This is a genomic window from Yersinia sp. LJYL362 (assembly GCF_048323875.1).
This window is the reverse complement of the sequence record NZ_JBLWEX010000015.1, coordinates 1-8,380: the sequence shown is the minus strand read 5'-3', so window position 1 is coordinate 8,380 and position 8,380 is coordinate 1. Positions and strand designations below refer to the sequence as shown.

The following is an 8,380-nucleotide window of genomic DNA, read 5'->3' as shown; positions in this document are numbered from 1 at the left end:
TGAAATTGGGGACGAGTGTCCTGACTGGCGGTTCCCGTCGTCTTAATCGTGCCCATATTGTTGAACTGGTGCGCCAGTGCGCCCAGCAACACGCAAAAGGTCATCGTATTGTTATTGTCACCTCTGGCGCCATTGCCGCTGGGCGTGAACACCTGGGTTATCCAGAATTACCCGCCACTATTGCTTCAAAGCAATTACTCGCCGCTGTCGGGCAGAGCCGGCTCATTCAGCTTTGGGAACAACTGTTCTCAATCTATGGCATTCACATCGGCCAGATGCTGTTGACCCGGGCTGATTTAGAAGACCGCGAGCGGTTTCTCAATGCCCGCGATACCATGAATGCTTTGCTGGATAACCGCATAGTACCGGTTATCAATGAGAATGATGCCGTTGCCACTGCTGAAATCAAAGTGGGTGATAACGATAATCTCTCGGCATTGGCGGCGATTCTGGCTGGTGCCGATAAATTGCTGCTACTGACAGACCAGGCCGGGCTGTACACCGCCGATCCTCGTAATAACCCGCAAGCTGAATTAATTCGCGAAGTACATGGTATTGATGATGCTTTGCGCGGGATTGCGGGTGATAGTGTCTCTGGCCTGGGCACTGGTGGCATGGCGACAAAATTACAGGCTGCTGATGTTGCGTGTCGTGCCGGTATTGATGTCGTGATTGCTGCGGGTAGCCAGGTAGGGGTTATTGCTGACGTGATTGAGGGAACGCCAGTTGGCACTCGATTCCACGCGCTGGAAACACCACTGGAAACCCGTAAACGCTGGATCTTTGGTGCACCGCCAGCCGGTGAAATTACCGTCGATGATGGTGCGGTTACCGCGATTATGGAGCGCGGCAGCTCGCTGTTGCCAAAAGGCATTCGCAGTGTAGTGGGGAACTTCTCTCGCGGCGAAGTCATTCGTATCCGTAATCTCAGTGGGCGCGATTTGGCTCACGGTGTATCGCGTTATAACAGTGATGCCTTGCGCTTGCTGGCGGGGCACCATTCGCAACAAATCAGTGAAATCCTCGGGTATGAATATGGCCCGGTGGCTGTTCATCGTGATGATATGATTGTCAGCTAAGGAGCAAGCATGAGCATGCTGGAACAGATGGGGAAAGCCGCTAAACAGGCTTCCTGGCAATTGGCGATGCTGAGCACGGCAAAGAAAAATCAGGCCTTGGCCGTGATTGCCAATCTGCTGGAATCTGAAAGTCAGGCCATTTTACAGGCCAACGAACAAGATATGGCGGCTGCCCGTGACAGCGGTATGAGTGAGGCGCTGCTGGACAGATTGCTGCTAAGTCCTGCACGTTTAGCTGCCATTGCTAATGATGTGCGTCAGGTATGTCGTCTCAATGATCCGGTTGGCCGGGTTATTGACGGCAGCTTACTCGACAGTGGCTTAAAACTGGAGCGTCGCCGCGTCCCGCTGGGAGTCATTGGTGTCATTTACGAAGCTCGCCCTAATGTGACAATTGATGTGGCTAGCTTATGTTTGAAGACCGGCAACGCAGTTATTTTGCGTGGCGGTAAAGAGACGCACCACACCAATCAGGCAACAGTAAAAGTTATCCAGCAAGCGCTGGAGCAATGTGGCTTACCGCCAGCGGCGGTGCAGGCGATTGAAAGCCCGGATCGAGAGTTGGTGACTCAATTACTGCGGATGGACAACTATATCGATATGTTGATCCCCCGCGGCGGAGCGGGCTTACATAAATTGTGTCGTGAGCAATCGACCATTCCGGTTATCACCGGAGGCATCGGTGTTTGCCATACTTTTGTCGATGAAAGCGCTGATTTTGAAAAAGCCTTATTAGTGATTGAAAACGCTAAAATTCAGCGGCCAAGTGCATGTAATTCATTGGAAACCTTGCTTGTCCACCAAGAAATTGCTGCGCGTTTCCTACCGGTATTGAGTGACAGAATGCATGCCTTTGGTGTGACACTGCATGCCAGCCCGCAAGCTATGCCGTTTTTAGCGGAAGGTAAAGCCAGGGTCGTGGCGGTAGATGCTGCTGATTATGATGATGAATGGCTATCTCTGGATCTCAATGTGGAGATTGTGGCTGACCTCAATGCTGCCATCGACCATATTCGCGAGCATGGTACCAGCCATTCTGATGCTATTTTGACCCGTTCTCTGAGCAGCGCCGAACATTTTGTTCGCGCGGTTGATTCATCAGCCGTTTATGTCAATGCCAGCACGCGTTTCACTGATGGTGGGCAGTTTGGCTTGGGCGCAGAAGTGGCAGTCAGTACACAAAAACTTCATGCTCGTGGCCCAATGGGGTTGGATGCATTGACAACCTATAAGTGGATTGGTTACGGCGATGATTTAGTCCGTAGCTAATTTATCCGAGTTACAGATGTGTAATCCACATTACTTTAAAGCGATATAGGCACCTGCCGATGTCGCTTTATTTTTATCCTGCGACTTTCCCCCTCGACAACCTGCGTAATAAACCTTCAGTATTGTGAAATAGATCATTATTCTATGAAACGTGGTTATAGCTATTCATGATTTTCTTTCCTGAAAATAGACAACCAAACACTTGTTTGGTTTTTTGTGGGAGAATAGTTATCTCTTTGATTATCTATCTTTATTTTTAGAGGAATATTCTTTATATAAATATATTGCTATTTTTATTTAATTTAGTAACAGGAATAACTTGAGTTGCTTCACAAAAAAAACGCTGTAACTGTTTGAAAACACGCTTACGATCATTCTCCCAACTTTGAAATAGAGTAATAAAATCCGCTTTACTCTATCTAATCAAAATAATAAAAAAGACACATGTTTAAAAACAAACAAGTGTCCATTATGACCAGCCGAGAGAAGCAAATATTGCAGCTTCTGAGACGAGATCCATTGATCCCCCAGCAAGAAATTGCCGATATTCTAGGCATAAGTCGCTCGGGTGTTGCCGGTCACATTATGAATCTGATGCAAAAAGGTTATATCAAAGGAAAAGGATATATATTATCTGAGCACAGTTATGTGGTGGTCGTTGGCTCTGTCAATATGGATGTTTGTGGTTATGCTGCCAGTAAACTTATTTATGAAGATTCTAACCCGGGAAAAATAAAATGCACACCGGGTGGTGTCGGTCGAAATATTGCTGAGAATATTGCTTTATTAGGCAAAGAGTGTCATTTGATTTCAGTCGTGGGTGATGACTTTTACGGTGCCACCTTGATTGATGAAGCCAAACGAGCCGGTGTTAATGTCAGCAATTGTCACAGTCTACATGGGGAGGATACCTCAACCTATGTATCGTTACTGGATAACAGTGGTGAAATGCTGGTGGCAATTAATGATATGCGTATTTTAGAAAAATTAACGCCATCATTATTGGCTAGCACCAAAGAATTAATTCAGCACGCGGGTATTCTCGTTGTTGACTGCAATTTAACAGAAGAGTCTCTCTCGTGGATATTTACCAACGCCGGTAATGTGCCGGTCTTTGTCGATACGGTATCCGCGTTCAAAGCCCCCAGAATCAAAAACTGGCTATCTCATATTCATACATTGAAACCTAATCGTCTTGAAGCGGAAATACTGAGCGGTATGAAGATTGATAGCCGCGATGATATTCCGGTTGTAGCCGAGTGGTTTCATCAACAAGGTGTCCAGCGTTTGGCACTCAGTATGGGTAAGGATGGCGTTTACTTCAGCGAAATTAATGGGCAGACCGGCTGGTCTCAGCCACTGAATATCAACATTGTGAATGTGACCGGTGCCGGAGATGCCATGATGTCAGGGTTAGCAAGTTGCTGGCTTGATGACATGGAGTTTGCTGAGAGCATTCGTTTTGCTCAAGGGTGTTCAGCATTAACACTCTCTTCGGAACTGACCAATAACCCCAATCTGTCGAATGGCAGTGTCAAAAAACTATTGGAATTACAACCATGACAAATAATGAAGTGGCACAATCTTATTTAGATATTTCACCGGAAGTTGCGCAGGCCTTGGCGCAAAATAAAGCCGTAGTGGCATTGGAATCCACCATTATTTCTCATGGGATGCCTTACCCACAAAACGTTGAGACCGCCTTACTTGTCGAGCAGAAAATTCGTGAAAATGGCGCAGTCCCAGCCACCATTGCGGTCATAAATGGCCGAATGAAAGCGGGCCTATCACGGGATGAAATAGAACTACTGGGGAAAGAAGGCCATAGCATCATGAAAGTCAGTCGCCGCGATTTGCCTTTTGTGGTGGCTAATGGGCAACATGGTGCCACCACCGTGGCTTCCACCATGATTATTGCGGAAATGGCCAATATTAAAGTCTTTGCAACCGGAGGCATTGGTGGTGTACATCGAGGTGCGGCAACGACATTTGATATTTCAGCCGATTTACAAGAGCTGGCAAAAACAAATGTGACTGTTGTGTGCGCGGGGGCTAAATCTATTTTGGACTTGGGTTTAACCACTGAATATCTGGAAACCCATGGCGTTCCGGTTATTGGTTATCAGACTCGCTCATTACCTGCATTCTTTTGTCGTACCAGCCCGTTTGATGTCAGTATTACTTTAGACACTGCGGAACAAATTGCTGCGGCAATGAATGCCAAGTGGGGAATGGGGCTACGCGGAGGAATGGTTGTGGCCAATCCGATTCCTGAACAATATGCGTTATCCGAAAGTATGATTAATACAGCCATTGAACAAGCAGTTAAAGAATCAGAAGAACAGGGCGTTATTGGTAAGGAAAGTACTCCATTCTTATTAGCCCGAGTTGCTGAACTAACCGGTGGTGACAGTTTACATGCCAATATTCAGTTGGTATTTAATAATGCCAAGTTGGCAGCCAAAATCGCCTGTTCATATCAGAGTGTTATTTAATTTATATAAAGGTAATACGCCTTAAATAGTGTCCTTATTACAGTTGCTAAATAATAGCTCATATCTTTGAGGTGCCCTGACACATTCGTTGTCCGAGGGGCACCTTTTCGAGCATGAGCCTATCTATATAGGTACTTCGGGGGATTTATGGATTTATTGCGTAGTTTAGCAGGGATGTGCATCTTATTGCTTATCGCCTATATTTTCTCGGTAAATAAGAGGAGAATAAGACTAAGAACAGTGGGGGCTGCATTATTACTCCAAATAACACTGGGTGCAGTGATGCTCTATGTCCCCGCTGGTAAATGGTTTATTTCCTCTATTGCTAATGCGGTTAACAGAGTCATTTCTTATAGCGACGCAGGTAGCGCATTTATTTTTGGTGGTTTGGTTAGCCCAAAAATGAATGAGTTATTTGATGGCGCAGGTTTTGTTTTTGCCTTCCATGTTTTACCCGCAATTATTTTTATCACCTCATTAATTTCTATTCTTTATTATCTGGGGATTATGGGCTGGTTAATCAACATTCTCGGTTCTATCTTTCAAAAACTACTGGGGATCAGCAAAGTTGAGTCATTTGCCGCGGTGACGACTATTTTCTTGGGGCAAAATGAAATCCCTGCTGTGGTGAAACCCTTTATAAATAAGATGAACAGCAATGAGTTGTTTACCGTGATTTGTAGCGGCATGGCATCCATCGCGGGTTCAATGTTGGTTGGCTATGCTGGTCTCGGTGTTCCCATTGAATATTTATTAGCTGCATCCTTAATGGCTATTCCCGGTGGGATATTATTTGCTCGGATTATCAGCCCTGCGACTGAAGAGTCAAAAGTTGAATTTAATGAGATGACTTTCAGTGATAAACGCCCGGCCAGTATTATTGAAGCTGCCGCTAATGGTGCGATGCTGGGACTAAAAATTGCAGTAGGGGTGGCGACTGTAGTGATGGCCTTTGTTGCGCTGATAGCATTAATTAATGGCATTATCGGCGGTATTGGTGGCTTATTTGGCTTTGAACACCTGAGTCTTGAAAGTGTTCTTGGCTACGTGTTCTCGCCTCTGGCTTATATTATGGGTGTTTCGTGGGAACATGCTTCCTTGGCTGGCGGCTTTATAGGTCAAAAATTAGCGATTAATGAGTTTGTCGCCTATCTGAGTTTTTCTCCTTATCTGAAAGAAACCATCGGAACACTAGATGTAAAAACCATTGCTGTTATTTCATTTGCACTGTGTGGTTTTGCCAATTTTGGTTCTATTGCCGTGGTCGTGGGGGCTTTTAGTGCTGTTGCACCTGAAAGGGCCTCTGAAATTGCTCGCTTAGGATTCCGTGCATTATTAGCGGCGACATTATCTAACTTGATGAGTGCCACCATTGCCGGTTTGTTTATTGGTCTGGGGAGCTTATTACCGGGGTAGGGGGATGAGCGATACCATTAGGTCAACATAACACTCTGTGCATTAATCTACCGGTAAAAGGATTAGTGCACTGATTTCATCTTTAATCGAGTGGATGGCGCTTAAGATAATAACTGATTTTATAATCGGTCGGATTAAAGGTAATCACTGAGAAATCCACAATCACCCCATCTGTGGTATTAGATACCGCCAATAGTTGCAGCAATAACGTACGCGGATCACAATGGAGCTGCAAAGCGAATTCCTGGCTGGCAACAATCGGTAAAAAGGTTTGTCGACACCCTTCATTTTGGTAATGAGCCTGTTTTTCAATGAAGTCATACTTTGATGACTCAAGATGATGGTAGGTTAAATCCGGCATCAGCGTCACGGGCAAGTAACTTTCTTCTATCTGAATGATCTGTTTTTCTGTATAGCGTAATCGCTTGATATAATATGTTTTATCGTCTTGTAAGATATTTAATTGGCTGGCAATGGCTTGCGGCGCTCTGATGATTTTGAATTCAGATACCTCCGTACGGGGTGTTTTACCGAGCATTTTCATGTGTTCGGTAAAGCTGTTCAGATGATTATTATCGTGTTTAAGATCTTTCCCGATAATAAAAGTGCCCCGACCTTGCTGGCGCTCTAATAAACCATCCTGAATTAAAACATCCAATGCCTTCCTGACCGTCATTCGTGATGCACCAAAATTTGGTACTGCAAAATCAAACCTTTGCCAGCCCAGATGGTCTATTTTTCCAATTATTAAAAATTATTGAATCCGGCGGCTGGACGGTATTCAATAATATGGGACTGTTATTTGCTGTTGGCTTACCTATCAAATTGGCAAATAAAGCGCCAGCCTCTGCCTGTTTAGTCTCTTTAATTACTTATCTGACCTTTAATGCCTTTCTCGGGGCAATGTGTGAAGTCTGGGGTGCACATTGGGGGGTTAATTTCGCACAAGAGACCGGTGGCACCAGTGGCCTGGCGATGATTGGCGGGATTAAAACGCTGGATACCAGTGTGATTGGTGCAATTTTGTGTGGCAGTCTGGTGACCTGGATACATAACCGTTATTACTCAACCACATTACCTGACTATATCAGTATTTTCCAAGGTGCCGCCTTCGTTAATATTCTTGGTTTTATTGTCATGCTGCCGTTGGCTTTTATAACACTAATGATGGCCCACGCCAGGAGATTGTCGCCAAAGCTTGTGAAATTATTCTGCGCGAACAATCAAGCGGAATAAAGTTTTCCTATACTACCGACCCCAAAGCGGCTTTTAGCGGAGTTGATTTCGTGATGGCACACATTCGGCAAGGCAAACTTCCGATGCGTGAAAAAGACGAAAAAATCCCAATGAAATATGGTTGTGTTGGGCAGGAGACTTGTGGTGCGGGGGGAATTGCCTATGGTATGCGCTCTATTAGTGGGGTGCTGGGGATTCTTGATTATATGACGGAATATTCTCCGAATGCCTGGATGTTAAATTACTCTAATCCGGCTGCTATTGTTGCTGAGGCGACGCGCCGCTTACGACCGACGGCTCGTATTTATCATATTTGTGATATGCCTATCAGTATTGAAGAGGCAATGGCTAAAATACTGCACTATCCTTCTGCGGCAGATTTAGAAACTCGCTATTACGGACTCAACCATTTTGGCTGGTGGAGCTCGGTACGTGATAAAGCCACTGGCGAAGACTTAATGCCGAAATTGGCCGAGCACGTCAGACAATATGGTTATGCTGATGAGCAAGGCGAGGGTAAAGAAGAGATCAGCTGGAATGAAACTTTTGCTAAAGCGCGGGATAGTTTTGCACTAGACCCCAGGAGCTTCCCAAATACCTATTTGCAATATTATTTGTACGGCGACGATATGGTGGCGCATACCTCACCTGAGCATTCCCGAGCCAATGAAGTGATGGAAGGCCGGGAAAAGTTCGTGTTTGATGAGTGCCGTAAAATTATTGCAGAGGGGAGTGCTGCCAATACTCAACTCAAAATAGATGAACATGCGTCTTATATCGTCGATCTGGCACAAGCCATTGCGTTTAATACCAAGCGTCGCATGTTATTGATTGTGCCTAATAAAGGCGCTATCAGTAATTTCGATAATGATGCGATGGTGGAAG

The 8,380-nt window shown here is 45.3% G+C and carries 7 protein-coding genes and 1 pseudogene; 7 read left to right on the top strand and 1 reads right to left on the bottom strand.

Features of this window, described 5'->3' with window-relative positions; all coding sequences use genetic code 11:
* The 5 genes from proB to ACNSO8_RS00580 form a co-directional block, all read left to right on the top strand.
* A partial coding sequence (proB, locus tag ACNSO8_RS00600) for a glutamate 5-kinase (protein WP_418393512.1) occupies positions 1-1,079 on the top strand: 1,079 nt, incomplete at its 5' end.
* A 15-nt stretch (positions 1,080-1,094) separates the two neighbouring features.
* Positions 1,095-2,348: a glutamate-5-semialdehyde dehydrogenase gene (gene proA / locus ACNSO8_RS00595; RefSeq protein ID WP_418393514.1), complete on the top strand. Its 1,254-nt coding sequence runs from the start codon at positions 1,095-1,097 to the stop codon at positions 2,346-2,348.
* Between the two features lie 471 nt (positions 2,349-2,819).
* Positions 2,820-3,911: a PfkB family carbohydrate kinase gene (locus ACNSO8_RS00590; protein ID WP_418393511.1), complete on the top strand. Its 1,092-nt coding sequence runs from the start codon at positions 2,820-2,822 to the stop codon at positions 3,909-3,911.
* The gene (locus ACNSO8_RS00585) at positions 3,908-4,843 is read left to right on the top strand and encodes a pseudouridine-5'-phosphate glycosidase (RefSeq protein ID WP_418393510.1); all 936 of its coding nucleotides are present in this window, start codon (positions 3,908-3,910) and stop codon (positions 4,841-4,843) included. The genes ACNSO8_RS00590 and ACNSO8_RS00585 overlap by 4 nt, the downstream gene beginning before the upstream one ends.
* A gap of 147 nt (positions 4,844-4,990) precedes the next feature.
* Positions 4,991-6,259 carry a NupC/NupG family nucleoside CNT transporter gene (locus ACNSO8_RS00580; protein ID WP_418393509.1) on the top strand — a complete coding sequence of 423 codons (1,269 nt, stop codon included), beginning with the start codon at positions 4,991-4,993 and terminating at the stop codon, positions 6,257-6,259.
* Positions 6,260-6,341: 82 nt separating this feature from the next.
* On the opposite strand, the gene ACNSO8_RS00575 is transcribed toward ACNSO8_RS00580, so the two are convergent.
* Entirely contained in the window at positions 6,342-6,935 is a 594-nt protein-coding gene (locus ACNSO8_RS00575) for a GntR family transcriptional regulator (RefSeq protein WP_418393508.1), read from the bottom strand.
* A gap of 5 nt (positions 6,936-6,940) precedes the next feature.
* Between ACNSO8_RS00575 and ACNSO8_RS00570 the strand changes: the two genes are divergently transcribed.
* Together ACNSO8_RS00570 and ACNSO8_RS00565 are read left to right on the top strand one after the other, a co-directional pair.
* On the top strand, positions 6,941-7,495 hold the full coding sequence (locus ACNSO8_RS00570; RefSeq protein ID WP_418393513.1) for a PTS transporter subunit EIIC: 555 nt from the start codon (positions 6,941-6,943) through the stop codon (positions 7,493-7,495).
* A pseudogene (locus tag ACNSO8_RS00565) lies at positions 7,411-8,380 on the top strand (6-phospho-alpha-glucosidase); the annotation flags it as partial. The gene ACNSO8_RS00570 and the pseudogene ACNSO8_RS00565, both read left to right, overlap by 85 nt.

Bases quoted from the DNA above. Each gene is read 5' to 3' on its own strand.
- proA (WP_418393514.1), top strand. From the start codon at position 1,095: ATGCTGGAACAGATGGGGAAAGCCGCTAAACAGGCTTCCTGGCAATTG.
- ACNSO8_RS00590 (WP_418393511.1), top strand. From the start codon at position 2,820: ATGACCAGCCGAGAGAAGCAAATATTGCAGCTTCTGAGACGAGATCCA.
- ACNSO8_RS00585 (WP_418393510.1), top strand. From the start codon at position 3,908: ATGACAAATAATGAAGTGGCACAATCTTATTTAGATATTTCACCGGAA.
- ACNSO8_RS00580 (WP_418393509.1), top strand. From the start codon at position 4,991: ATGGATTTATTGCGTAGTTTAGCAGGGATGTGCATCTTATTGCTTATC.
- ACNSO8_RS00575 (WP_418393508.1), bottom strand. From the start codon at position 6,935: ATGACGGTCAGGAAGGCATTGGATGTTTTAATTCAGGATGGTTTATTA.
- ACNSO8_RS00570 (WP_418393513.1), top strand. From the start codon at position 6,941: ATGCACCAAAATTTGGTACTGCAAAATCAAACCTTTGCCAGCCCAGAT.